Origin of the sequence: Sphingobacterium thalpophilum, from assembly GCF_901482695.1 — a bacterium.
In the GTDB taxonomy this organism is placed as follows: Bacteria; Bacteroidota; Bacteroidia; order Sphingobacteriales; family Sphingobacteriaceae; genus Sphingobacterium; species Sphingobacterium thalpophilum.
This window is the reverse complement of sequence record NZ_LR590484.1, coordinates 5,784,837-5,809,162: the sequence shown is the minus strand read 5'-3', so window position 1 is coordinate 5,809,162 and position 24,326 is coordinate 5,784,837. Positions and strand designations below refer to the sequence as shown.

The 24,326-nt window shown below is 44.1% G+C and carries 23 protein-coding genes; 21 read left to right on the top strand and 2 right to left on the bottom strand.

What is annotated here, in order from left to right:
• Positions 1–75: 75 nt before the first annotated feature.
• The 4 genes from FGL37_RS24780 to FGL37_RS24765 all read left to right on the top strand — a co-directional run bounded on the left by FGL37_RS24780 (position 76) and on the right by FGL37_RS24765 (position 6,518).
• Positions 76–1,236, top strand: a complete 1,161-nt coding sequence (locus FGL37_RS24780; protein WP_028068614.1) for an aldose epimerase family protein — start codon at positions 76–78, stop codon at positions 1,234–1,236.
• Positions 1,237–1,437: 201 nt separating this feature from the next.
• A complete protein-coding gene (locus FGL37_RS24775; protein ID WP_028068613.1) occupies positions 1,438–3,486 on the top strand; it encodes a beta-L-arabinofuranosidase domain-containing protein in 2,049 nt (682 codons plus the stop codon).
• Between the two features lie 22 nt (positions 3,487–3,508).
• Complete coding sequence (locus FGL37_RS24770) at positions 3,509–5,353, top strand: glycoside hydrolase family 2 protein (protein WP_028068612.1); 1,845 nt, start codon at positions 3,509–3,511, stop codon at positions 5,351–5,353.
• A gap of 55 nt (positions 5,354–5,408) precedes the next feature.
• Positions 5,409–6,518 carry a family 43 glycosylhydrolase gene (locus FGL37_RS24765; RefSeq protein WP_028068611.1) on the top strand — a complete coding sequence of 370 codons (1,110 nt, stop codon included), beginning with the start codon at positions 5,409–5,411 and terminating at the stop codon, positions 6,516–6,518.
• Here FGL37_RS24765 and FGL37_RS24760 read toward each other — a convergent pair.
• Positions 6,513–7,457, bottom strand: a complete 945-nt coding sequence (locus tag FGL37_RS24760) for an alpha/beta fold hydrolase (RefSeq protein ID WP_081817774.1) — start codon at positions 7,455–7,457, stop codon at positions 6,513–6,515. The two genes, FGL37_RS24765 and FGL37_RS24760, sit on opposite strands and share 6 nt — an antisense overlap.
• 343 nt (positions 7,458–7,800) lie before the next feature.
• On the opposite strand from FGL37_RS24760, the gene FGL37_RS24755 reads away from it, so the two are divergent.
• From FGL37_RS24755 to FGL37_RS24720, 8 genes are all read left to right on the top strand, one after another.
• The gene (locus FGL37_RS24755; protein WP_028068609.1) at positions 7,801–9,303 is read left to right on the top strand and encodes an ankyrin repeat domain-containing protein; all 1,503 of its coding nucleotides are present in this window, start codon (positions 7,801–7,803) and stop codon (positions 9,301–9,303) included.
• A gap of 75 nt (positions 9,304–9,378) precedes the next feature.
• On the top strand, positions 9,379–9,864 hold the full coding sequence (locus tag FGL37_RS24750; protein ID WP_028068608.1) for a DUF2271 domain-containing protein: 486 nt from the start codon (positions 9,379–9,381) through the stop codon (positions 9,862–9,864).
• 6 nt (positions 9,865–9,870) lie between these two features.
• A complete protein-coding gene (locus tag FGL37_RS24745) occupies positions 9,871–12,063 on the top strand; it encodes a PepSY domain-containing protein (RefSeq protein WP_028068607.1) in 2,193 nt (730 codons plus the stop codon).
• A 60-nt stretch (positions 12,064–12,123) separates the two neighbouring features.
• The gene (locus tag FGL37_RS24740; protein WP_028068606.1) at positions 12,124–13,125 is read left to right on the top strand and encodes an FAD:protein FMN transferase; all 1,002 of its coding nucleotides are present in this window, start codon (positions 12,124–12,126) and stop codon (positions 13,123–13,125) included.
• 120 nt (positions 13,126–13,245) lie between these two features.
• Entirely contained in the window at positions 13,246–13,803 is a 558-nt protein-coding gene (locus tag FGL37_RS24735) for an RNA polymerase sigma factor (RefSeq protein WP_197734507.1), read from the top strand.
• A gap of 10 nt (positions 13,804–13,813) precedes the next feature.
• On the top strand, positions 13,814–14,152 hold the full coding sequence (locus FGL37_RS24730; protein WP_028068604.1) for a hypothetical protein: 339 nt from the start codon (positions 13,814–13,816) through the stop codon (positions 14,150–14,152).
• A 218-nt stretch (positions 14,153–14,370) separates the two neighbouring features.
• The gene (locus tag FGL37_RS24725) at positions 14,371–14,664 is read left to right on the top strand and encodes a hypothetical protein (protein WP_051606493.1); all 294 of its coding nucleotides are present in this window, start codon (positions 14,371–14,373) and stop codon (positions 14,662–14,664) included.
• Positions 14,665–14,723: 59 nt separating this feature from the next.
• Positions 14,724–15,170 (top strand): Hsp20/alpha crystallin family protein, encoded by a 447-nt coding sequence (locus FGL37_RS24720; RefSeq protein ID WP_028068603.1) that lies wholly within the window; start codon positions 14,724–14,726, stop codon positions 15,168–15,170.
• A 43-nt stretch (positions 15,171–15,213) separates the two neighbouring features.
• Here FGL37_RS24720 and FGL37_RS24715 read toward each other — a convergent pair whose 3' ends face one another.
• Positions 15,214–15,804, bottom strand: a complete 591-nt coding sequence (locus FGL37_RS24715) for a DUF4126 domain-containing protein (protein WP_028068602.1) — start codon at positions 15,802–15,804, stop codon at positions 15,214–15,216.
• Positions 15,805–16,060: 256 nt separating this feature from the next.
• On the opposite strand from FGL37_RS24715, the gene katG reads away from it, so the two are divergent.
• The 9 genes from katG (at position 16,061) to FGL37_RS24670 (ending at position 24,310) form a co-directional block, all read left to right on the top strand.
• Positions 16,061–18,340, top strand: a complete 2,280-nt coding sequence (katG, locus tag FGL37_RS24710) for a catalase/peroxidase HPI (protein ID WP_028068601.1) — start codon at positions 16,061–16,063, stop codon at positions 18,338–18,340.
• A 393-nt stretch (positions 18,341–18,733) separates the two neighbouring features.
• Positions 18,734–19,102, top strand: a complete 369-nt coding sequence (locus FGL37_RS24705; RefSeq protein WP_028068600.1) for a hypothetical protein — start codon at positions 18,734–18,736, stop codon at positions 19,100–19,102.
• A gap of 92 nt (positions 19,103–19,194) precedes the next feature.
• A complete protein-coding gene (locus FGL37_RS24700; protein WP_028068599.1) occupies positions 19,195–19,533 on the top strand; it encodes a hydrogenase maturation nickel metallochaperone HypA/HybF in 339 nt (112 codons plus the stop codon).
• A gap of 18 nt (positions 19,534–19,551) precedes the next feature.
• Entirely contained in the window at positions 19,552–20,280 is a 729-nt protein-coding gene (gene hypB, locus FGL37_RS24695; protein ID WP_051606491.1) for a hydrogenase nickel incorporation protein HypB, read from the top strand.
• A 78-nt stretch (positions 20,281–20,358) separates the two neighbouring features.
• Positions 20,359–20,838 (top strand): urease accessory protein UreE, encoded by a 480-nt coding sequence (locus FGL37_RS24690; RefSeq protein WP_051606488.1) that lies wholly within the window; start codon positions 20,359–20,361, stop codon positions 20,836–20,838.
• Positions 20,825–21,823, top strand: coding sequence for an ABC transporter substrate-binding protein (locus FGL37_RS24685; RefSeq protein WP_051606486.1), 999 nt, complete (start codon positions 20,825–20,827; stop codon positions 21,821–21,823). Before FGL37_RS24690 ends, FGL37_RS24685 begins: the two co-directional genes overlap by 14 nt.
• Positions 21,823–22,836 (top strand): FecCD family ABC transporter permease, encoded by a 1,014-nt coding sequence (locus FGL37_RS24680; RefSeq protein WP_037532185.1) that lies wholly within the window; start codon positions 21,823–21,825, stop codon positions 22,834–22,836. Before FGL37_RS24685 ends, FGL37_RS24680 begins: the two co-directional genes overlap by 1 nt.
• A complete protein-coding gene (locus tag FGL37_RS24675) occupies positions 22,833–23,669 on the top strand; it encodes an ABC transporter ATP-binding protein (RefSeq protein ID WP_081817773.1) in 837 nt (278 codons plus the stop codon). Before FGL37_RS24680 ends, FGL37_RS24675 begins: the two co-directional genes overlap by 4 nt.
• A gap of 80 nt (positions 23,670–23,749) precedes the next feature.
• The gene (locus FGL37_RS24670; RefSeq protein ID WP_051606484.1) at positions 23,750–24,310 is read left to right on the top strand and encodes a GNAT family N-acetyltransferase; all 561 of its coding nucleotides are present in this window, start codon (positions 23,750–23,752) and stop codon (positions 24,308–24,310) included.
• The last annotated feature ends 16 nt before the right edge of the window (positions 24,311–24,326 follow it).

The window sequence follows — 24,326 nt, the reverse complement described above, 5'->3', positions numbered from 1 at the left end:
AAAATTATAAAAAATATAGATAAGAATATCGTTCTTATCTTAAACTAGGATTATAAACCCTATAAATCAAAACGAATGAACGGAATATCGGCATTGACTGCGGCAATGGCTCTAATAGTACTGGGGAGCTCCTGTCAGCAGTCTCGCAAATCAGAGAAAAATAAACCTGATTCTCAGATAAGTTATATGGACACCACTTCCTTTAAAGCGGTAGTCGATCAAAAAGTGTCCTATTTATACGAATTAAGTAACTCAACGGGTGCAAAAGCATACTTGACAAACTTTGGTGCTCGTTTGGTGGGTTTATGGGTTCCCGACCGGGAGGGCAACTTTGTTGACGTGGTTTTAGGCTTTTCTAAAGCCAGTAGTTACAATAACCCGAAAGAACCATTTTTCGGTACAATAGTTGGACCGTTCGGTAACCGCATAGCAAAAGGACAATTCATATTAGATGACCAAAGGTATAGACTGGCGGTCAATAATGGTCCGAATACGCTTCATGGTGGTTTTAAAGGAGTTCATTTTGCCAACTGGACTTTGAAGTCATCTAATAAATCGTCACTTACTTTTAGTTATACGTTGCCTGATCGGCACGAGGGATTTCCTGGCAATATCAATATGGAGGTTACCTATACCTTACATGATAATAATGAGTTAGAAATCACCTATCGGGCACAATCTGATCAAAAGACAGTCATCAATTTAACAAACCATGCGTATTTTAACCTGAATGGAGAAGGGAGCGGCACAATCTTAAATCATGAGCTTCAGCTATTTGCAGAGCAATATACTCCGGTGGATAGCACACTGATACCAACAGGTCAGCTGGCTACCGTAAAAGGGACACCATTTGATTTTACTGTAATGAAACGAATTGGAAAGGATATCGATGCTCGAGATCTGCAATTAGAATATGGCAAGGGATATGACCATAATTTTGTTTTGGCGCAGGAAAAAGAGGGTGATTGGTATAAAGCGGCGCGTGTGGTCGGTGATAAATCCGGTATTGTTATGGATATTCTCACTACTGAGCCGGGCATACAGTTTTACAGCGGTAATTTTATGAACGAACAGGTGCAGCTTAAAAACGGTGCAAAAGATTCCTTTAGAACAGCATTCTGTTTAGAACCTCAGCATTTCCCCGACTCGCCTAATCAGCCTAATTTTCCGACGACAGTCTTGTCGCCCGGAGCTATTTATCATACCAAATCCCTCTACCGTTTTTCGGTAAAATAATTCATATTTATAATGATTGGTTGAAAGCATCTCGCTGTGAAGTGATGTGCTTTCTCTTTTGTTTCCTTCTTAGCATAACAGACCTTGGTATCATTAATCACATTTGATACAAATAGGCAGTGTTTTGAGAAAAATAAATCCTTTTAAGTGTTAATTAAAACATAAATTTGACTAATCAGTTATAATACTAATCCATTGATAATGATAAAAAAAGTTGCCCTATTATCTTATTTGACCGGTCTTTGCCTATTCGCTTCGGCTCAGACGAGTATAGTGACTGAGGTCAGGCAGCTGCCGCTGGCAGGTACAAACTTAAATTATATAAACAACCGCTTTCCGCTAAAACAGAACGCTTTGCTGAAATTACCTGTCGGGAACATCGTTCCTCAGGGATGGCTGGGCAAGTACCTGGAATTGCAGAAAGATGGTCTGACTGGACATTTAGGTGAAATCAGTGCTTGGCTATCCAAAAAGAATAACGCTTGGTTGAGCACGGATGGCAAAGGTGACTACGGTTGGGAGGAGGTTCCGTATTGGTTGAAAGGTTATGCAAATTTAGGCTATATATTAAAGGATCCCGGTATTATTGCCGAGTCTAAAATATGGCTTGAAGCCGCAATCAGAAGCCAGCGACCCGATGGCTACTTTGGTCCATTGATTCTGCGAAACAATAAGCCTGATCTGTGGGGCAACATGATTATGCTTTGGTGCCTGCAGTCGTATTATGAATATAGCGGAGATCAACGCGTGCTTACTCTGATGACCAATTACTTTAAATGGCAGGCAAATTTACCAGACAGTTTTTTCTTGAAAGACTATTGGGAAAATAGTCGGGGCGGAGATAACCTGTTGTCCGTTTATTGGCTGTACAATCGGACTTCAGATAATGGTTGGTTACTGGAGCTTGCTGACAAAATTCATCGAAATACCGCGAATTGGCGACAGAAAAATGATTTACCCAATTGGCATAACGTCAATATCGCACAGTGTTTTAGAGAACCTGCTACTTATTATCTCAAGAGCCAGGCTGAGGAGGATTTAAAGGCAACTTATGATAATTTTCAATTTGTGCGACAAGTCTTTGGACAAGTACCGGGCGGGATGTTTGGTGCTGATGAAAACGCTCGTCCCGGTTATACCGATCCACGTCAAGGAGTTGAAACCTGCGGTATGGTGGAGCAGATGGCATCCAACGAAATTCTGTTGGGGATAACAGGAGATCCATTCTGGGCAGATCATGCTGAGGAAGTTGCTTTTAATACTTATCCCGCAGCAGTCACCGCTGACTTTAAAGCATTACGTTATATCACAAGTCCCAACATGAGTATCAGTGACAGCCATAACCACGCTCCTGGAATTGACAACAATGGGCCGTTCCTGATGATGAATCCGTTTAGTTCTCGGTGTTGCCAGCATAACCATAGCCAGGGCTGGCCCTATTACGCCGAGCATCTTTATATGGCCACCAATGATAATGGGCTTGCTGCTGTCTTATATGCGGCTTCTACTGCTGAAGCTAAAGTAGCCAATAACCAGAGAATAAAGGTGAAGCAGGTTACAGATTATCCCTTTGAGGAGGCACTCCATTTCGAAATGGATACCTATGGAAAGACAGTCAGTTTTCCATTCTATTTGCGGATACCAGCTTGGGCGACACAAGCACAGGTCAAGATCAATGGTAAATCCCAACGTATAAGTGCAGGTACAAAGTACATACGCATTGATCGGGCATGGCAGGACGGCGATCGAGTAGAGCTTTCGCTGCCTATGCACGTGGCTTTAAAAACCTGGACCGAAAACAAGAATGCGGTTAGTATCCAACGCGGACCGCTTACTTATGCGCTGAAAATTAAAGAAAACTATGTAAAAAAGGACAGTAAAGTTTCCGCAATTGGCGATTCGAAATGGCAGGAAACAGCTGATCCGGCAAAATGGCCCTCCTACGAAATTCTGCCTGCCAGCGACTGGAATTATGGTTTGCTTTCACAGCAGTTGAAAACTGTCGACCGGTTAAAAATCGTCAGACGTCCTTGGCCGAAGGACAACTTTCCCTTTAGCGCAGATGCGGTACCAATTTCAATTATGGTGAAGGCAAAACAAGTCGATGGCTGGAAGATTGATGAAAACGGATTGACGGGAGTATTGCCTGTGAGTCCTGTTGAAAGTACGGCTGCAGTGCAGGAAGTAGAACTTATCCCGATGGGGGCTGCTCGATTGCGTATCTCGGCTTTTCCAACTATTAAACAATAAATATATAAATAAAACAGCTTTTATGATGAAAAAAACCTTATTTTTTGCGAGCTTGATGGTAGCTGCTCAATTGAATTTTGCGCAAGATTGGAAACCAGTCAATACGCATATATTGACCCCTTGGGCAGAAAAAATAACACCCCGGCAGCCACATCCGGAATACCCAAGACCACAATTAATAAGATCCAACAACTGGCAAAACTTGAATGGATTATGGAAATACGCGGTGACCGGGGTGGATACAAAAGAGATCCCTGCTCAATGGGATGGTCAAATTTTAGTTCCTTTTGCCATAGAATCCGCGCTTTCAGGAGTCGGCAAGCAGGTTGGAAAAGATAAAGCACTATGGTACTACAATGTCATAACACTAGATAAATCTGTGAGCAAGAATAAGGTGTTGTTGCATTTCGGTGCCGTTGACTGGCAATGTGATGTATATGTCAATGGCCAACTGGTCGGGCGCCATGAAGGTGGTTTTGATCCATTTTCCATGGATATAACTCGTTTGCTTAAGAAAGGGGCGAAACAGGAAGTCGCCTTGCGCGTTTGGGACCCGACAGATGATGGCCCCCAGCCCAGAGGCAAGCAGGTAAATCATCCCAATGGAATTTGGTATACCCCAGTAACAGGTATATGGCAAACAGTATGGCTTGAAAGTGTACCACAGACCTATATTGTTAATACCAAACAGACGCCTAATTTGGATCAGGGAGTCTTAGCTTTCCAAGCAATAGTAGAAGGAAGCCAGGCCGGCGACGAAATCAAAGTGCGGGCGTTGGACGGAAGCCGGGTGATTAAAGAACAAACTGGCCAGCCCAATACGTTGTTTGACCTTGCTGTACCGAATTTGGAACCTTGGTCACCCAGCAATCCCAAGCTTTACGACTTAGAAATTCAGCTTCTTCGTAAAGGCAAAGTGATCGACCATGCGAAGAGCTATTTTGCAATGCGTAAAATAAGTATGGAAAAAGACCAGAACGGCATACAGCGACTGATGTTAAATAATCAGTTCAATTTCCAATACGGTCCCCTTGATCAGGGTTGGTGGCCCGATGGCTTGCATACTGCTCCGACCGACGAAGCGTTGAAGTTTGATATTATTAAGACAAAAGAAATGGGCTTTAATATGATCCGCAAACACATTAAAGTGGAGCCGGCACGCTGGTACCGATACTGCGATAGTATTGGTGTTCTGGTATGGCAGGACATGCCGAGCGGTGATTTAGGAGGTAATCATTGGGATATGCAACCCGGCAAAATATCGGGCGGTAATCGTGATAAAATACGCACTCAACAATCGGAAGGCTACTATCGAAAGGAATGGAAGAACATTATGGATGTGCTTCACAATTTTCCAAGTATTGTCATTTGGGTGCCTTTTAATGAAGCTTGGGGACAGTTTAAAACGAAAGAGATTACCGAATGGACGATCGCCAATGATCCTTCCCGTTTAGTAAACAGCGCCAGTGGAGGTAACTTTATGGAAACAGGCCATATCTTGGATATTCATAATTATCCAGATGCCGCCATGCCAGATCCTCGTTTGTTCGGATCCAAACAAGTATTAGCACTCGGTGAGTTTGGAGGTCTTGGGCTTCCAGTGGATGGACATACCTGGCAGCAAAAAGATAATTGGGGCTATCAGACTTTCAAGAATAAAACTGAGCTCTTGGAACGGTACAAGCATTTGATTCGCGACTTAACAAGACTTATTCCAATGGGGCTTTCGGCGGCAGTTTATACACAGACGACGGATGTTGAAGTCGAAACCAATGGACTAATGACTTATGACCGTAAAGTCGTCAAAATGCCTGAGGCTGAACTGAACGCTGTGCACCGGGCATTGTATACGGCTCCAATCAAATAGGCTACAGCATATCAACAGTATAATGAGTAATGATTTTGTATTTAATTAAAAACTAATGTTACGTTTGATAACAAAATATTGCATCGGCGCAGTTGTGTTACCGAGCCTGCTGAACTCCTGTGGGAGTTCAGCAGGCTCGGTTGCTCAGACGGTCCGTACCGGCAATTTATCGGTACAAAAAAAGATGTATTCCAATCCTGTCTTTGAACCAATACTTGCTGACCCCTCTGTCGTGCGAAGCCCCGAAGATAAACTCTTTTACGCTTATGGAACAGCGGATAACTGGGGGGACGGTAGAGGGCAGCGCCTCGTGTCCATTCTGCAGTCCAATGATCTTGTGCATTGGAACTGGATCGGTACAGCTTTTTCTGCTAAACCCAGTTGGAAAGCTGCAGGAGGAATCTGGGCGCCGGACGTGGTTGTGCTGAATGGAAAATACATCATGTATTATGCGTATTCGACCTGGGGCGATCCTAATCCCGGCATCGGGGTTGCGATAGCTGAAAATCCCCAAGGACCGTTTGTTGATCAGGGGAAACTATTCGATAGCAAAGAAATCGATGTACCCAACTCAATCGACCCGTATTTTTTCCGGGAAAATGGTCGTAATTATCTCTTCTGGGGAAGTTTTAGTGATGCCCCGACCCAAGGTACCTATGGCATCGAACTGGATGATAACGGTACCGCCATACCTGACTTAAGTAAGAAGTTTAAGGTTGCTGCGGGGGATTTCGAAGCAGTCGTGATTCATAAGCGGAACGGCTATTATTATTTTATAGGCTCAAAAGGCTCGTGCTGTGAGGGGGAGAAAAGCACTTATCATATCCTCGTTGGCAGATCTAAACATCTGCGGGGCCCCTACTTGGATCGCGAAGGCCGGGACCTGACTAAACGGGGGAGTGGCACGCTCTTGTTAAGGGGAAACGATCGCTTTGTGGGAACTGGACATAGCTCCCGGATTATTCGTGATGATCGCGGAAAGGACTGGATACTTTACCATGCTATGGATCCAAAACGGCCGCGGGTTCCTACGGGAGGTAACCGGCGTATGCTTCTACTGGATCAGGTTAATTGGCAACAGGGCTGGCCTGTTATCGAGGGAGCAACAAGTAGTGTAACGGAACAGCAAGCTCCTATATTTATCCCAGCACCAAAGTCATCATAAATGCTGCGTTATCCACTGACGAATCGTTTCAAAAATTTCTTGCTTGCAATCTTCATTCAGTATTTCATGGCGCATGCCTTTGTAGAGATTTACCGTAAGATCGGTTAGCCCCTGTGAACGTAATTGATTGGCCGTCTGTTCAACACCGGCACCGAAGTCACCAATAGGATCGTCCTGCCCGCTGATGAATAAGATAGGTAAGTTGCCGGGGACCTTCGCTGTGTTGTCAGGATCTGTTGCCCGTAGTGTCAGACTAAGCACCGTAAAAAAACCGTTGTTCGTAAATAGCCCGCCGCATAAGGGGTCTTTGAGAAAACGCAGCCTGTTTTCCGTATTGGCACTTAACCAATTGCTGCCATTTTGAGGGGGCTCATAGGTAAAGCGAGCATTATTCCGCATGCTAAAAAGCCGATTGATGATTCTGCTTCTTTTTTGCGGAGCAAGAATGTTTAACAGTGCCAATAATCCACGTAATAGGACAGCACCTTTGGGACGTTGTCCTGTACCTACGATTATTGCGCCCTGAAAATGGTCTCCTGCTTCCTGAAGAACACAACGGGCAACAAAGGAGCCCATCGAATGTCCGAGTATGAAATGTGGCCGGTTAACATAGCGGCTTTTTAAGAGCTTACTCATTGTCGCTGCATCACTGATAAGCTGTTGAACCGGTCGGCGGGCTTGAAAATAGCCCAGAGCATTCCTATCACCCGCTGTTTTTCCATGCCCCAGCTGATCGTAGGTCAACACTGCGACCCCACGTCCTGCGAGATATTGAGCTAACTCCTCATAACGCCCACTGTGTTCCTGCATACCATGAATAATCAACATGCTGCCTAGTATCCTTCCGTCAGCTGGCTCATAAATACGATTAAAAAGTGTATACGCTTTCTCGCCGCTAAGGGGAGCGATCTTTATCGGACTGGATACAACTGTAGTCATGATGATATTCTTTTTAGATATTAAGCAAACTACTGCAAATTTGTTTGATTTGCAAATCTGAGAAAATTTGCCATTTTCGCTGTTCGCTAATCCTTAATAGTCAGTTGAGAGTTGATCATTTTAAGTAAAACCTAGCCTGATGTGAGCCTGTAATAAAGTCAATGACGTACAGTTTGACCTGAATAATTTTTTTAGTGTGGAATTATTTTTTAGATTTGCAGTAATTTAGAATTAATTTAAATAAAGTAATAACTCAACGTTCATACGAATTATTCTCACGCTATGCATGTATGCTAAATGATAAGAAGCTTGAGGATAATCCATTGCGATAAAATATATTCTGATGAAAAAAACATTACTAGCAGCTTTACTTTTTGTGGCTTCATATGCCAATGCACAGACAAATTCATTGATGAATGGTGATTTTTGGAAAGGTAAGCCAACGTTGACCGATGTGCAGGATGAGATCAAAAAAGGAAATAGTCCTTCGCAGCCAAACGCAGCGTCTTTTGATCCGGTAACTATGGCCATACTAAATGGTGCAGCGACCGATGTTGTGAAATTTATGATTGAGCAAGACGGAAATAGTGTTTCAAAAAAGACACACCACAGCCGTAGCTATTTGCATTGGGCTGCTTCAAGTGGCAATGCCGAACTCGTTGACTATCTAATTGCAAAAGGATCGGACGTAAAGTATCAGGACAGTCATGGATATCCGATCGTCGCCTATGCAGCCTCTAGCGGTAATACCAACACGGCTATTTATGAATCGCTGTTCAAAGCAGGTATAGATCCGAAACAAAAATACGAGGGCGGGGCAACATTGATGATGCTTGCCGTTTCGGCCGACAAAGATCTTGCACTGACAGATTATTTTATACAGAAAGGGCTTTCTATCCACGATACGGACGAATATGGCCGCACTGTCGCGGATTATGCCGCAAAATTGGGTAACACGACGATCATAGAAAAACTTATCGCCCGGGGAGTAAAGCCGACCAGTCAGGCATTATTCTTTGCAACACAAGGCTCAAGACAAGTTTCGAATGGACTTGAAACCTACACCTATCTGGTCGAAGAGCTTAAACTTGATCCGAAGGTTATCAATAAAGACGGTGCGACGCTGTTGCACGCGTTGATGCGTAGACCTGATATGAAGGTAATCAACTACTTTGTGGACAGAGGTGTTGATGTGGCGAAGATTGATAATGAAGGTAATACCGCACTCATGTTGGCGGCAGGTGGCAAAGATCCGCAATTGGTAGAGCTGCTCCTTTCCAAAGCAAAAAATGTGAATGCAGTAAATGAAAAGGGAGAGTCGGCGTTGACCAAGGCTATTGAAAATGGTTCTGCCGCAATTGTCGCCCTACTGATAAACAATGGAGCGGACGTCAGACAGCTGGATAAAGATGGTAATAATCTGGCTTATCATTGGTTTAATTCCTATAAAGAAGCAGTCCAGAAGGGCCAGCAACAGGCATCCCGCCCAGCACAGGCGGACGACTTTACGAAAAAACTAACGCTGCTTCAATCCGCAGGCTTAGATGTTGCAGCGCCGCAAAAAAATGGCAGTACCCTGTACCATTTGGCGGTGGGTAAAGAAAATGCCCGAATGATACAGCTTGCTAAGGAACTTGGTGCCGATATCAATGCGCAGGATCAAGAGGGCGTTACTGCGCTGCATAAAGCAGCGTTGATCGCAAAAGATGATACTTTGTTGAAAACCTTGATATCTCTAGGGGCTAAAAAGGACCTAAAGACAGAATTTGATGAGACAGCTTATGACCTCGCAAAAGAAAATGAATTTTTGTCAAAAGGAAATGTACAACTCGACTTTTTAAAATAATAATATGAATTTTCCGTATGTTTCGCAGCTCCAGCCATGGACTGGAATTTCATACGGTTTTAAAAATATATATATATGAATACTACAATTAAAATCGCGCTGACCACATTCCTGTTTTCCATTGTCTCCGTAATCGCTTTTGCTCAGACAGGTAAATACAAATGTATGATACAGATGAACGCTTACCAAGGTGAGAAAGCTTACGTTATCATATCGTTGATTAATCCGAAAGGCGCATACGAAAAGACGCTCGCCGTGTTAGGCCCGGACAAACAGTGGTATAATACACTGAAAGAATGGTATAAATTTCAGAGCAAAACGAAAGAGAAATTGAATGCCGTCACCGGTGCTTCTGTGGGCGGGGGGGATCGTGCTATACGCACATTAGAAATCGATGAATCTAAATTTAACAAAGGCTATAAGCTCCGTTTTGAATCAGCTGTTGAAGAGCAAAATTATCATACGGCGGAGGTTGAAATCCCATTGACGAAATCGGCTATCACCGAAAAAGCAAGCGGTAAAGGCTATATTAGACTCGTCAAATTAAGCAAGATACAATAGGAGAAAATGCTGGTATCTGTATGGCGGTATGCCCATTTGGCTCTGGCAATTGTTTCTTCCGTATTTTTGCTACTTTTGGCCGTAACGGGAGTTATTCTGGCTGTTGATGCCGTAAATGAACAAAGATCGTCCTATAGGGCGGAAAATATCGACTCTCTTGATCTTTCGCAGACACTACCTAATTTGAGAAAGATCTACCCAGAGATTGTTGAACTTACAATAGATTACGGTCAATTTGTGAGTATTGACGCAGTTGATACGAAAGGCAGTTCTGTAAAGGGATATATAGACCCGAAAACCGGTAAATTTCTGGGCGAAAAAGACAATAAAAGTCAGTTTGTTCAGTGGGTTACCGCTTTACACCGTTCGCTATTTCTTAAAGTGACAGGGCGGGTCATCATCGGTGTGGTCTCTTTTCTTTTATTCCTGATTACTGTTTCTGGGCTTGTACTGATCGTGAAGCGCCAGCAAGGCGTTCGAAACTTTTTTGCAAAGATCAACCGTGATTTTTTTTCTCAATATTTTCATGTTGTTTCAGGCCGTTTATTTTTAATTCCGGTTTTTATCCTGGCCTTGACAGGAACATATTTATTCATGGTCCGTATCGGTCTTTTAGATAAAACAAATCAGACCGTCGAATACCAGGTCAAAACCGAACAGGCGGAAAGAGATATAGCGAACTTTTCGATCTTTAAGCGAACTAAGCTAAGTGACGTCGTTAAAGTCGAATTCCCTTTTATGGAAGATGATCCAGAGGAATACTATGTGCTCAAACTGAAGGACCGCGAGCTTACCATAAATCAGCTGAACGGATCTATCCATAAAGAGGTGACATACCCGTTTACTGCGTTGGCCGAACAAGTTTCCCTTGATCTGCATACTGGCCAGACAAATCGGATTTGGGCCATTATTCTGGGACTGGCATCGCTAAATATCCTGTTTTTTATCTATACCGGGTTTGTCATTACATTCAAGCGCACCCGTATTAAAATTAAAAATTGTTATTCTACCGGTGAGGCCGAAATCATTATTCTTGTCGGTACAGAAAATGGTAGTACATCATTTTTTGCCAATCAGATTCATAAACAGCTCCTTGCCGACGGACAGAAATCACTTTTGTTAGGTATGAATCAATACCAAACTTTTCCGAGAGCAAAGCATATTATTGTCTTTACCTCTACGTACGGTTTGGGGACCGCGCCTTCCAATGCATCTCAGTTTGGAAAAAAAATATGGACCTATTCCCAGCAGGCCGTCAATTTTTCGGTGCTTGGCTTTGGGTCAAAAGCTTATCCCGACTTCTGCGCTTATGCGCATGAAATAGATATATTGTTGGCGCAGCAGTCCTGGGCGAACCGTCTGATTCCTCTTCATACCGTTAATGATAAAAATGTGGACGAATTGATTTCATGGATACATCACTGGAGCGAAAAGACTGGTATCGCTATAGTCTCCACACCTGCGATTTATACCCCGAAAGTTGCCGGACTTAAGCGGTTTAGGGTTATCGAAAAATCCGTACTGTCAGCGAACAACAGCACATTTACCGTTTTATTAAAGCCGCAGGATAGGGTGCAGATCCAATCGGGAGATTTGCTGGCTATTTATCCCGCAAAGGATCAGCGTGAGCGCTTTTATTCCATTGGATATAAAAACGGGATGGTGCAGCTGGTTGTTAAGTTGTTCCCGGATGGGTTTGGTTCTAGCTTTCTTTATCAGCTCCAGCAGCATCAGCTGCTGGAAGCCCGTGTTCTCGTCAATCCCCGATTCCACTTTCCAAAGTCTGCTCCTGCTGTTGCCCTAATCGCGAATGGTACAGGTATTGCACCGTTTTTAGGTATGATCGCCGAAAACCAGGCTAAAACGCCGGTCCGGCTGTATGCCGGATTCCGTTATGACAACGCGACGACGGCCCACTACCGCCAATTTGCTGAGGAACAAAAACACCTAGGGCAATTGCAACAACTGCGGCTGGCGTTTTCACGTGAGCAACCGGCACAATATGTAATGGATCTGATCCGCGAAGAGGGTGTGTATTTTGTAAATCTGCTGGAACATAACGGTTGTGTCATGCTCTGCGGTGCGTTGCAAATGCAACATGACGTAGAAGCTGTATTAAACGAAATTCTACTGAAGAGTTCAGGTAAAACACTCGAATATTATAAACGCATCGGTCAGGTATTGACTGATTGTTACTAAAATTGCTTGGTTTGGCAATCCGTTAGGATATGCATTTTAACTTTTGAACAATGTTGGGTTATGGTACAAGTTAGACAATTTTTGCTGCTGCCCTTATTTCTTTGGATGAACGTTTCGGCGGTATTTTCACAGGTACTGCTTAAGAAACAGGTAACCCTGATGGGGTCGATATTCGAGATTACGCTGATAGACAGGGATACCTTATCCGCCGCACAACATATTGCTGAAGTGATCGCTGAAATCGACCGGATCGAAAATTTAATTTCCGAATGGCGCCCGCATACACAGATTTCTGAAGTGAATCGCAATGCAGGAATAAGGCCCGTCAAAGTAGATCGTGAGGTATTTGAACTGACCCAGCGGGCTATCCAGTATAGCGAAAATTCACAGGGCGCTTTTGATATCAGTATTGCTGCGATGGATAAAGTCTGGAAGTTTGACGGCAGCATGATAACGATGCCTTCCGAAACGTCAATTCGCCGGTCGGTTGCTAAGGTAGGATATAAGCATATTCGGTTGGATAGCGCGGCATCGACAATTTTTCTGGAACTGCCGGGTATGAAGATTGGTTTTGGTTCCATAGGGAAAGGGTATGCAGCAGACCGTGGCCGGGAGATGATGGTAGCCCGAGGAATAAAAGCTGGTATTGTCAATGCTTCTGGAGATCTATCCGCCTGGGGCAGGCGACCCGACGGCGACTTTTGGAAAATCGGCGTAAATAACCCCTTCAAATCTCATCAGATGGTCCAAATACTCCAGCTCACTGATGGTTCGGTAGCGACGTCCGGCAGCTACGAAAAGTTTGCAGAAATTGAGGGAAAACGTTATGCTCACATTGTAGATCCCCGCACAGGATATCCGGCATCGGGATTGACTTCCGTAACCATTTATGGCCCATCCGCAGAAATCGCCAACGCACTGAGCACCTCCGTCATGGTACTGGGGGAACTAGAGGGCGTAAAATTAATCCTAAAATTTCCAGAATATCGTTTTATCTTTATTACGGACAAAGGGAAGGTGCTGCAGGATAAGCGGAGGTCAAATACACGCAGACATATGTAGCCAGCAGCTGATTCCGGATGATGTGCACCAGTACTACCAATACGTAAATGATAAAATAGTTTAAAGTAAAAGACGTTTTGAATCGTCTGCGCTACTATGGACATTGCATACCAAAATCAAATGGCAGAGAAAAATTCCAGATCATTTACGGATATTGTCAAGACTTATGGAAGCCAGCTGCTACGTTTTGTAAAAGGTAAAGTAAAAAAGGCAGAGGACGCTGAAGATATCTTACAAGAAGTATGGTATCAATTGAGCCGGCTGACCAATATGGACGAACTGGAAAATGCCAGCGCATGGTTGTATGCGGTGACGCGTAATAAGATTACTGATAGTTATCGAAAAAAGAAAAGTGAATCGCTCGATGAACTCCTGGAAGGGGACGAAGAAGGTGAATCCGCTTTTCCGGTGCGTCAGTTTCTCCTTGTAGATGACTCTAATAATGCAGAACTTAAACTGTTCAAAGATATTTTTTGGGACGAATTGATGAAAGCATTGGAAGAATTGCCGGAAAAACAACGTCGGGTGTTTATTCTCAACGAGATGGAAGAAAAAACGCTCCAGGAGATCGCCGACATGGAAAATGAAAATCTAAAGACGATCATTAGCCGAAAGGGCTACGCAGTTAAGCATTTGCGCCTCCGTTTGCGGAGTCTGTACGAGGAATTAAAATTTTAAGAATAAAGCTATGGATAGAAGAATGAGAAAACGAGGAAGAGGCAAGTTTGCGTTTGTATTTGCTGCGGTTGTCATTGGCGTTTTCTTGCTGGTTGCCTTACTCCAGTTTCTGTGGAACACAGTGGTGTGCGATATTTTCAATCTAAAGGCAATTACTTATTGGCAGGCCTTTGGACTTTTTGTGTTATCGCGAATCCTGTTTGGACGGGGTTTTGGGAAACCGGGACGTGGCGGGTTCCGCAAGAACTTTTCGCGTCCTATGGATCGACAAGAAGATCTTTCCGATGAAGAACGAGAGCGGTTGCGCGAAGAGTGGAAACGCCGTTTTGGCGACCGATGTGGATTTTAAAAAAGTGTAATTTTTTTAAAGTAAAAAGTATAAACAGGCGTCTTCTTAAATAAAGGCGCCTTTTTTTATACCAGGCTCTGAAAGATGCAGCAATCGAAAACGGCACTATAGCAATGATCGTCGGCAAACTGGCCCACAACGCCCCGACGGCTAGCGAATGTATGGAGGTTGCAGTGGATAAAAGATCTGGAAATTTGATGAACAATTAATAGAAAAAAATGAAACATAAAATTCGATTTATATTGCCCCGTCTGCTAGCGCTTACGGCAATAGTTGGCTTTGCCACATTGATTATTGGAACGATTTTTAAATTACTGCTTTTTGCAACCATTTTGATCGGAATAGGAAGTTTTGCGATGTCGCGACTGCGACGCAGGGAAATGCAGCTATCGGAAAAAGAAAAGGCCCCAGTCTATCCCCATTTATACAGCAATGCTGAAAGGGTAATGGCAATAGTGCCGTTGCACAAGCAACAGCGTCCGAAAGATGCCACGATAGTACCAGTATATTAATCCAAATTGTACGGAATACATAATAAACAACAGTTTACAAAATATTAAAACGGAAAGACATGTTTAAAAGAAATCAACAGACTAGAGCATATTCAAATTATAATAGATTTTGCGGTCAGCATTTTAAAGACCGTTTCGAAAAATTTCAGCAGCATTTTTTCGAAGATGGCGGCAGAGCACATGATGCGGCGGCTGTTCCCGTAAATATTGCTGAGAATGCCGAATTCTATGAAGTACAGGTATTTGCCGCCGGCCGAAAAAAAGAACAATTTCAGGTAAGCATCAACGATGGGATTTTAAAGATTTCCTGTACGGAAAATGAAAATGACAATGCAGCATATATTTATAAAGAACAACCAGGTGCAGCATTCGAGCGCGAATTCCAGTTAAATGAGCAGGTGCTGACCGACAATGTGCACGCTAGTTTTGAAGAGGGTGTCTTGACAGTAATTCTACCCAAGGACTTGGAGAACATCAAGACGCCGAAGGAGGTGGTCATCGATTAAAAAGCTGTTTCCACAGCGATATGATAAGGGCAATGTCTAGGCATTAGCCCTTTTTAGTTTTTCGCCACTTCCTTCGAAATTGTTTCTTCCCGAATTTCCAGAAAAAATAGAATAAACCGATCACGACAAGGATAGCCATAAACGGGACAAATAGCGCCAATATGGTCAAAATAGTTGAGCCGATAGTTTCCAGAGTCGCAACGACGAAATTTCCAAGACCGGCGGTACCCAAGGAGGTGGCGGCACGTGTGCCCGCCATCGCCGTACTGATCGTTGCCGCAGTCCCGCCGCCGGCCAGGATTGCCATGCTCCAGCGGAAGAGTGGGTCTATCTCTGTAAATTGTAGGGCAAACAAAGCCGTTCCTGAAATAGCCGCTAATGGAATCGACAGCCCGTCCAACATATTATCAACGACGGGGATGTAAAAGGCCAGGACCTCGATCAACATGGCAACACTTGTCGTCATCAAAACTAAGTTTGAACCTGTCCAGGCCCATTCGCTGTCTACTTGGAATAGTTCCAGCCTACTGCCTAGACTCAGCAAAAATAAGGGCATAAACACGCGGAATCCTGTAGCGGCAGCCAGGCCGATGCCGATAAAAGCGCTGACGAAATAAGTAGATAGCTCTCCCATAGTTTCTTCGTTTTTGGTTTACGCTATAATAGAATAACAAAAACAGTGCTTTTGTTTTGGTGATGCTTCTTTATAGTGACCCGCAATAGATGAGTGTATTGTTGTTTATTATGGTATTATATGTTTATTATAGATTTTGTTTATATGTCATCAAATGGTTCAATGAGCAGGGAGGCGAGTATTTGCTTACTTTTATGCAAGTAATCGTCAAACAATTTGACAAAATCAAGGTATTAATAATAAACTTTCTTTTAATATGGACAACAACGAAAAAGACATCAGCAAATGCCCCTTTCACAATGGAACGATGCGTAATCCAGTGGCGGGGGGTGGAACCCAGAATCAGGATTGGTGGCCGGACCGGCTCAGGGTGGATCTTTTGAGACAGCATGACGCAAAATCAAATCCTATGGGGTCTGATTTCGATTATGCAGAGGCTTTCAGACAGTTGGACCTGGAGGCGGTGAAGCGGGATCTACATGCGTTAATGACAGACTCTCAGGACTGGTGGCCTGCAGATTTTGGTCATTATGGTCCCTTGTTTATCCGTATGGCCTGGCACAGTGCAGGCACTTATCGTGTGGGAGATGGTAGAGGTGGTGCTAATACCGGCCAGCAGCGTTTTGCCCCTTTGAATAGTTGGCCTGATAACGTGAGCCTGGATAAGGCGCGCCGCCTATTGTGGCCGATAAAACAAAAATATGGCAAAAATATCTCCTGGGCCGATTTATTGATATTGACCGGTAATGTGGCTTTGGAATCAATGGGATTCAAAACTTTTGGCTATGCCGGTGGAAGGGTGGATGCCTTTGAACCTGAACTTGATGTCTATTGGGGCTCCGAAAAGACCTGGCTAGGTGGTGACGTACGCTACTCACATGGTTCGGAAGGTGTGGCTGACGCACATGGTGTATTGTCCGCTGATGATGATGCCGATGGCAAAATACACTCCCGCGACTTGGAAAAACCCTTAGCGGCAGTCCAGATGGGGCTGATTTACGTGAATCCCGAAGGACCAGACGGGAATCCAGACCCTATAGCTGCTGCCAAAGATATCCGTGACACGTTTGGCCGCATGGCAATGAACGATGAAGAAACAGTAGCGCTGATTGCCGGTGGTCATACCTTTGGCAAGACCCATGGTGCAGGGCCCGCGGATAATGTAGGCAAGGAACCTGAAGCTGCAGCAATAGAACAGCAGGGGCTGGGGTGGAAAAGTAGTTTTAATACCGGAGTAGGCGCAGATGCGATTACCAGCGGGTTAGAAGTAATCTGGACCCAGAAGCCTACGGAGTGGTCCAACCTCTTTTTCAAAAATCTTTTTGAAAACGACTGGGAGTTAACCAAAAGTCCGGCCGGTGCACATCAGTGGGTGGCAAAAGGAACGGATGCCAGTATTCCCGATCCTTTTGATCCCAACAAAAAGCGCCGGCCTACGATGTTGACAACAGATTTATCCTTACGCTTTGACCCGATCTATGAAAAGATTTCCCGTAGATTTTACGAAGATCCTGACGCTTTTGCAGATGCTTTCGCACGCGCATGGTTTAAATTGACACATAGGGATTTAGGACCTCGTGAGCGTTATCTAGGGCCCGATGTGCCGGCCGAAGTATTGTTGTGGCAGGATCCTGTGCCGGCTGTAGATCATGCTTTGGTGGACGAAAGCGATGTAGAGGAGCTGAAATCGGCAATACTTGCTTCTGGGTTGCGTATTGCCGAACTTGTGTCGGTCGCCTGGGCTTCGGCTTCCACTTTCCGTGGATCAGATATGCGCGGGGGAGCAAACGGTGCCCGGATAAGATTGGCGCCGCAGCGGTACTGGAAGGTCAATAATCCGACCCAATTGCAAAAAGTACTCGCCGTGCTCGAGCATATACAACAGGAATTCAACGGCAAACAGCTTACCGGAAAGAAGATATCTATCGCAGATCTGATTGTCCTTGGCGGAGTGGCTGCCATCGAAAAGGCGATTCAAGCTGCTGGATATACGATAAAAGTTCCTTTCCAGCCCGGGCGTATGGATGCAAGCAAGGAACAGACAGACGTCGAATCGATGGGCTATCTCGAGCCTATTGCTGATGGCTTCCGAAATTATCGAAAAGGTGCCTATACAGTTTCTACCGAAGCACTGTTGATAGATAAAGCCCAGCTGCTGACCTTGTCTGTGCCAGAATTAACCGTGCTCATTGGTGGTATGCGTGTACTCGAAACAAATTATGATGGATCGCAGACGGGTGTTTTAACCGAGCGTCCCGGACAGCTGACTAATGATTTCTTTGTGAACTTGCTGGATATGCGGACGGCTTGGAAGGCGATATCTCCCGACCGCGAATTGTTCGAAGGAACAGAGCGTAAGGACGGTTCAAGAAAATGGCTCGCGTCACGCGCCGATCTGGTATTCGGTTCGAATGCCGAGTTACGAGCAGTAGCCGAAATCTATGGTAGCGCTGATGGCGGTGAAAAATTCGTCAAGGATTTTGTCGCTGCGTGGAATAAAGTCATGGAATTAGACCGTTTTGATCTACATCGTTAATCACCGATCACATCAGTAAAGAAAGCCAATCCCAGATCAGGATTGGCTTTCTTTTATATTTATAGCGGCTGATCACACCACTAACCGCTCAGTTTTCCAGTAGACCAATACAAGGAATTTTCAGTCCAATAAATGGCGGGAATCCAAGGCTGATGAATACAGTCTAAGATCGTGTTATGAGTTGCAGTTTATCGGTATTTATGGCTCTAATACCGTTTTAATGTTGCTTTAACCAAATTTTAATTTAATATATAAAGAATTATGGAATTTTCTTTGGGGTTTTCCTATTTTGTGAAATAAAATTCAAGATTTGTGCTACTTTTTGTTCTTTGATCGGTAGTAACTTTGTATTGTTGTCAAGGATTAACTTGAAATTTTGTTAGGTTTTAGCTTATGTGGAAGCATTTTATTTTTTTTGTTTCAATTCTACTGCTGTCATTTAAGACGCTAAATGCAGGTGGTCTTGTACTGAAAAGTGATAGTTTTCACCCCGTCGCTTACCTTTCTTCAGCAGGGTTACATGAAATGCACCATGCTGATCTAGATCCCATTTATCCATCTTTACAAGCGGTAGCAGAAATGGATGTGGAGCTGAATCAGGATTGGCTAACAGATCGGTGGATTGTTATGATTGACCTGATGTGGCATGACCTGTTGGCCTCTGGATTGTCCAACGATTATCGTTATGAACACGTCGTGGACTTAGAACCTATTCCCATACCCCGTTTTCTGCTGTTTGAGCAACTGAAAATCCCGTTTTAGTCATTGTCCTTACCTTCTTTCCTATTAGGGATCGAAGCTAAAATCACATTGCTTTTTCTACATTATTTTATTGATTTTCTTAACATATACCAATGCACGAGCTAAGTATAGTAAAGGATATCTTTGACACGTTGGGCTCACATTATGGGAGCAGAGTGGATGATATCCAAAAGATTCAGGTTACTGCAGGACTGCTGTCCAATGTACAGCCTGTACTGATTCAAAACGCGTTTGACGCTTTTATCATCGAAAACGCGCACTATCGCGATATGGAAATGGAAGTCGTGGTCAACGATATTATCGCCTTCTGTGAAAGCTGTCAGAAGAATTTTCCTGTCCATTTTCACCGATTTGTTTGCGACTGTGGGCAGCCATCTAATACGATTGTTCAGGGAAATGAACTTTATATTTCGAAAGTAATTTTTAAATAAGATTAAACATTTATTATCATGTCAGACAATATGTCAAATCCAAAGAGTTTAGGTAACCGGGTAGGCTCGGTTCAATGTGAAAATACAACACTACACCTGTTAAAAGCCAATGATTTCGTCGCTAAAAGTATCCGCGAACGTTTAAAAGATGTGTGTGTGGTCAATGTATGTTCTTCTCCGGGCTCAGGCAAAACCACTTTGATGCAGGAAACAGGAAAACGTCTCTCCAAAGAGCTGAATATCGCTGTCCTGGTTGGGGACCCCGAAACTGAGCGTGATGCTGTCAGAATGCGGGAAGTCGGCATCAATGCCTTGCAGATCGTCACTGGCGGAATGTGCCACATTGAAGCACAAATGATCTTACAGGCTTTAGATCATATTAATATTGAAGACATCGACCTTTTGTTTATTGAAAATGTTGGAAACTTACTTTGCCCATCAGCATTCGACCTAGGAGAAGATTACCGTGTTACACTCCTCGCCACTACTGAAGGAGATGACAAACCGAAAAAATATCCGCGCATGTTTTTGACAAGTGAATTGATGCTTGTATCGAAAGCAGATTTGTTGCCTTATGTCCCTTTCTCTGTGGATGCTGTAACGAAGGACGCACAGGAGGTGAATCCGAATTTGGAGGTCATCACGATCAGTACGTTAAATGGCGACGGTTTGGATATCTGGTGTGACTGGCTGAAAGCGAAGGTTCAACGGAAAAAACAACAATACAGCGAGCTGGAAACCAAGTAGCATCGCTGCATAGCGGGTGCTTCCCTGCTTGAGTCTTCCGATAAAGGAAGTTTGCTGACAACAAAAATACATGTAATAATGAATACAGAGCCTGTAGTTATAGATACGATTATCCCCGGCCGTCTTGAAGATCATGCCGGAGACCACTTGTTGTTGGAGTGGTTTGAAGTGAACAAACACCGCCTTACCCGAAGCACGCTGGCAGGGAACGATCTGTTGTTGGAATTACAACGAGGGACAATATGGCATCAGGGGGATGCACTCTATGCACAGGGAAAACTGCAAGCAGTTATTGCCATCAAGCCGACACTTACCATCAGGTTTGATCCCTTGGACTTTACCCAGCTGGCAGACTTTACTTATTTCATAGGCAACAGGCATCTACCCATATTTAAAGCTGAGCATACGCTAGCTCTCCGGTTACCATACGATGGCCGGTTGTACGAGCAGCTTTTGAGCAAGTACAGTACAGCTATCCAGTTAGAGGAGGCTGTATTGTTAACCGAAAATTCGATCCGCCAACAACTAAAGGATAGCAGAAAGAATGAAAATAATTAAACAATATATTGGGCTGGCATTGCTGTTTATTCTACTGCAAGCATGCCAGAATAGACAGCATAGTTCAGCTACTGATACTGTGAAAGCCATTGACAGTCGCGGGCAGGAAATTGCCTTGGTGAAGCCTGCACAACGAGTGGTAGTGCTGTTCTCGTCTTTGGTTGACGAAGTCTATATGCTACAGGCTGAGAACAGTCTCGTGGGTATCCCCGAACAGGTGTATCATATGGAAGATACCTACGCATTTTTGTCCAGATTAGACCCTCGCATCGCCCGAAAAAGTATTCCTACACCTACACTTGGTGGACAAGCCAACAATGTGGAAAGTATCGTAGCGCTCAATCCGGATCTGGTACTAACTTTTAATACCGATCAGGATAACATTGCGCAACTGGAAAATCTCGGTATCCCTGTTTTCACTTTTTCTTCTAAAGACGAAAGAAGCATCTTCAGCGAATTAATCGGAGCTGGAACTTTATTGGGAAAAAAAGAACGTGCAGAGGAAATTGTGCAATTTGTGGATGCCGAAGTCAAAAAAATGGTGCTACCGGCGGACCAGACGAAAAAGAAAGTATATTATGCATGGTCAAAGGGTAGGGTGCTCTCCACTTCAGGAAAAGGTAGCCTTATTGACATGGCAATTCGTCTTTCGGGGGCGACCAATGCTTGTCCGCTGACAATGGAAGCTCCAAATGTAGGAGCAGAGACTATCTATAAGTGGAATCCCGATCTGATTATCCTTTGGAATTCGAAACTTTCTGATGTATATCATCTGAAAGAGCTTGCAGCATTACCAGCGGTCAAAAATAAACAGGTTTTTGTGATGACCCCGTCGTTTCCTTTTGATCCACATACGGTGAAGTTTATGCTCTTCGCCAAGCAGGTGCGCCATTGGTGTCTTGAAAGTTATACGGAAGGACAGCTGAAGAACGACTTGGCAATAGCCTTCGAAAAGTTATATGGTAAACCGGGACTTCTCCAATAATGGAACGATTCAAGAAACTTTCTTTACTGCTGTTGTTGCCGCTACTGCTGCTGTTCTTATCGCTGCTGGTCGGCTCAAGTCAATATGTTGGTTTGATGGAGTTATGTCAGCGCATAGGACTGCAGCTCGGCATATACAGAGGTCATGGTTCCGCCGTATTAACGGACAATATGGATACGATCTTATGGCAGGTACGCCTTCCAAGGATTCTTTTAACTTTTATGGTCGGTGCAGCACTAGCGTCCTCTGGAGGCATATTGCAATCCATTTTCAGAAATCCGATCGTGGATCCCTTTACGCTGGGAATATCGTCTGGATCTGCGTTCGGGGCCGCCTTGGCAATGTTATTCCCAATTCTACCGGTAAATATTTCAGCATTCTTGTTTGGAGTGTGTGCGGTATTATTGACGTATTTTGTGTCGAATGCCGGATTGAAAAGCTCTATCATTGGCATGGTTCTCGCCGGCATGGTCATTTCTGGTGTCTTTACCGCAATGTTGACCCTATTGCAGTATATCAGTGATCCGTACAAGCTGCAAGCTATTGTGCAATGGACAATGGGGAATCTTCATACCGCTTCTTGGTCAAAAGTATATTCGGCCTGTTTCCCAATAATAATCGGACTGGCCATATTGATCCTTCTGCGATGGAAGTTAAATTTATTGGCTTTGGGTGATCAAGAAGCCATCGCTGTTGGTGTAAATCCAAAGATACTGAAAATCGTCTGCATCGCTGTGGCAACTATGGTTACGGCATCGGCAGTGGCAGCGGTGGGCGTCATAAGCTTGTTCGGGCTCATTGTGCCGCATATAAGCCGGATGATTTTTGGACCCAACAACAATATTGTGGTATGGGCTAATATCAGTATCGGCGGAACATTCCTCTTGCTTATAGATGATTTTTCACGGGCTGTAATGCCCTTCGAAATACCTATCGGCGTATTTACAATGATCATTGGTGCTCCGCTTTTTATTTATCTGATGCGCCGTAATGAAATTAACTGGAACTCATGAGCAAATCGATTCATATCAAGGGCCTTTCCTTTGCTTACGGTAAACATACCATTTTACGTGATGTCAATGTAACCTTTACAAAAGGCAAGCTTTCCATCATTTTAGGGCGGAATGGCAGCGGGAAATCGACATTATTCAACATCATTGCTGGCCTTGAACGACAGTATCATGGTTCGGTGCGGATTGGCGAAACGGAGCGGCGCGATTGGAAAGTAGGCAAACCCGGTGCCTCGAAGATAGGTTTCCTGAATCAGTTTCATCAGACGACTTTCCCATTTAAAGTAGGGGACGTGGTCTTAACGGGCAGGGCTTCATTTTCCCGCTTTGTACCAGCTAAGGAAGATTTTGCGGCAGTAGATGCTATTTTGAATAAATTTAGTCTGGCACATTTAAAGAGCAAAGCCTATACCGCATTGTCCGGAGGCGAACGGCAGCTGATATTACTCTGTCGTATACTTGTACAGCAGCCCGACTTACTGTTGTTGGATGAGCCCACCAACCACTTAGATCTCAATTATCAGATAGCCGTTTTGCAGGCGGCAAAGGACTTGGCGAATGAAGGGCGGACTGTCGTATGTGTCATGCATGATCCCAATATGGCTTATCTTTTTGGAGACCATTTCTATTTGATGCAGGATAATACCTTGATAGATCTGCAGCATAGGAGTAGAGAGCAGGTTCGTGAACAGCTCGAACAGACCTACCAACTACCGCTAAATTCCATGGTAAATCAGGGCAAGTGGATGTTCGTGCCCGCATTGAAGGGAAGTATCCCATCCTCTGCCAGTTTAAAGGTCTCTGAAGAAGAGGTAAAGCAGGTCATCGGAGTCTAGCTGAATAGGTGTGCTTATGTAGAGGTATATAAGCATAAGGTTGGTCAATGTGGAGACAGGACAATAAAAGAGCAATTATCATGGAAAATCATAGTTATAACATATCAATTACAACAATCACTGAGGATGATATCGATACTGTATTGCCCTACGTGATTGAATTTCGAAAACAGCTCTTCCCAATGCTGGATGCCAACAAACTTCCGAAAGATCTAGTTGATTTTAAACGGGTATATCTCGATAACCAAATGGGAACATTTTTACAGGCGCGGGATTGTATGGGCCAGTTAGTTGGCGTAATCGGGATGCTCGGCTACGATTATCGGTTTCCGCACCTCGGCCTTGACGAACGTAAGACCGTGGAGGTTGCTCGCCTTTTTGTGGATCCCGCCTATCGCCGGACTGGTCTTGGGACAGTATTGTTTGAATACTTGCTGCGAATAGCAAAGCGTGAAGAGATCGAGCGCCTTTATTTACATACACATCCTTTTTTGGAAGGGGCCTGTGAGTTTTGGTTAAAACAAGGTTTCCGAATCAGCGATGTACGTGAGGAATGTGGCTTTCCTACAATTCATATGGAACTATTGGTAGGCGAGCTGTCGGGCACTCGACGCGAGAAGAAACTAGAACTGATGAAATAGCTCTTAACGGATTTTT

Bases quoted from the DNA above. Each gene is read 5' to 3' on its own strand.
- FGL37_RS24780 (WP_028068614.1), top strand. From the start codon at position 76: ATGAACGGAATATCGGCATTGACTGCGGCAATGGCTCTAATAGTACTG.
- FGL37_RS24775 (WP_028068613.1), top strand. From the start codon at position 1,438: ATGATAAAAAAAGTTGCCCTATTATCTTATTTGACCGGTCTTTGCCTA.
- FGL37_RS24770 (WP_028068612.1), top strand. From the start codon at position 3,509: ATGATGAAAAAAACCTTATTTTTTGCGAGCTTGATGGTAGCTGCTCAA.
- FGL37_RS24765 (WP_028068611.1), top strand. From the start codon at position 5,409: ATGTTACGTTTGATAACAAAATATTGCATCGGCGCAGTTGTGTTACCG.
- FGL37_RS24760 (WP_081817774.1), bottom strand. From the start codon at position 7,457: ATGACTACAGTTGTATCCAGTCCGATAAAGATCGCTCCCCTTAGCGGC.
- FGL37_RS24755 (WP_028068609.1), top strand. From the start codon at position 7,801: ATGAAAAAAACATTACTAGCAGCTTTACTTTTTGTGGCTTCATATGCC.
- FGL37_RS24750 (WP_028068608.1), top strand. From the start codon at position 9,379: ATGAATACTACAATTAAAATCGCGCTGACCACATTCCTGTTTTCCATT.
- FGL37_RS24745 (WP_028068607.1), top strand. From the start codon at position 9,871: ATGCTGGTATCTGTATGGCGGTATGCCCATTTGGCTCTGGCAATTGTT.
- FGL37_RS24740 (WP_028068606.1), top strand. From the start codon at position 12,124: ATGGTACAAGTTAGACAATTTTTGCTGCTGCCCTTATTTCTTTGGATG.
- FGL37_RS24735 (WP_197734507.1), top strand. From the start codon at position 13,246: ATGGCAGAGAAAAATTCCAGATCATTTACGGATATTGTCAAGACTTAT.
- FGL37_RS24730 (WP_028068604.1), top strand. From the start codon at position 13,814: ATGGATAGAAGAATGAGAAAACGAGGAAGAGGCAAGTTTGCGTTTGTA.
- FGL37_RS24725 (WP_051606493.1), top strand. From the start codon at position 14,371: ATGAAACATAAAATTCGATTTATATTGCCCCGTCTGCTAGCGCTTACG.
- FGL37_RS24720 (WP_028068603.1), top strand. From the start codon at position 14,724: ATGTTTAAAAGAAATCAACAGACTAGAGCATATTCAAATTATAATAGA.
- FGL37_RS24715 (WP_028068602.1), bottom strand. From the start codon at position 15,804: ATGGGAGAGCTATCTACTTATTTCGTCAGCGCTTTTATCGGCATCGGC.
- katG (WP_028068601.1), top strand. From the start codon at position 16,061: ATGGACAACAACGAAAAAGACATCAGCAAATGCCCCTTTCACAATGGA.
- FGL37_RS24705 (WP_028068600.1), top strand. From the start codon at position 18,734: ATGTGGAAGCATTTTATTTTTTTTGTTTCAATTCTACTGCTGTCATTT.
- FGL37_RS24700 (WP_028068599.1), top strand. From the start codon at position 19,195: ATGCACGAGCTAAGTATAGTAAAGGATATCTTTGACACGTTGGGCTCA.
- hypB (WP_051606491.1), top strand. From the start codon at position 19,552: ATGTCAGACAATATGTCAAATCCAAAGAGTTTAGGTAACCGGGTAGGC.
- FGL37_RS24690 (WP_051606488.1), top strand. From the start codon at position 20,359: ATGAATACAGAGCCTGTAGTTATAGATACGATTATCCCCGGCCGTCTT.
- FGL37_RS24685 (WP_051606486.1), top strand. From the start codon at position 20,825: ATGAAAATAATTAAACAATATATTGGGCTGGCATTGCTGTTTATTCTA.
- FGL37_RS24680 (WP_037532185.1), top strand. From the start codon at position 21,823: ATGGAACGATTCAAGAAACTTTCTTTACTGCTGTTGTTGCCGCTACTG.
- FGL37_RS24675 (WP_081817773.1), top strand. From the start codon at position 22,833: ATGAGCAAATCGATTCATATCAAGGGCCTTTCCTTTGCTTACGGTAAA.
- FGL37_RS24670 (WP_051606484.1), top strand. From the start codon at position 23,750: ATGGAAAATCATAGTTATAACATATCAATTACAACAATCACTGAGGAT.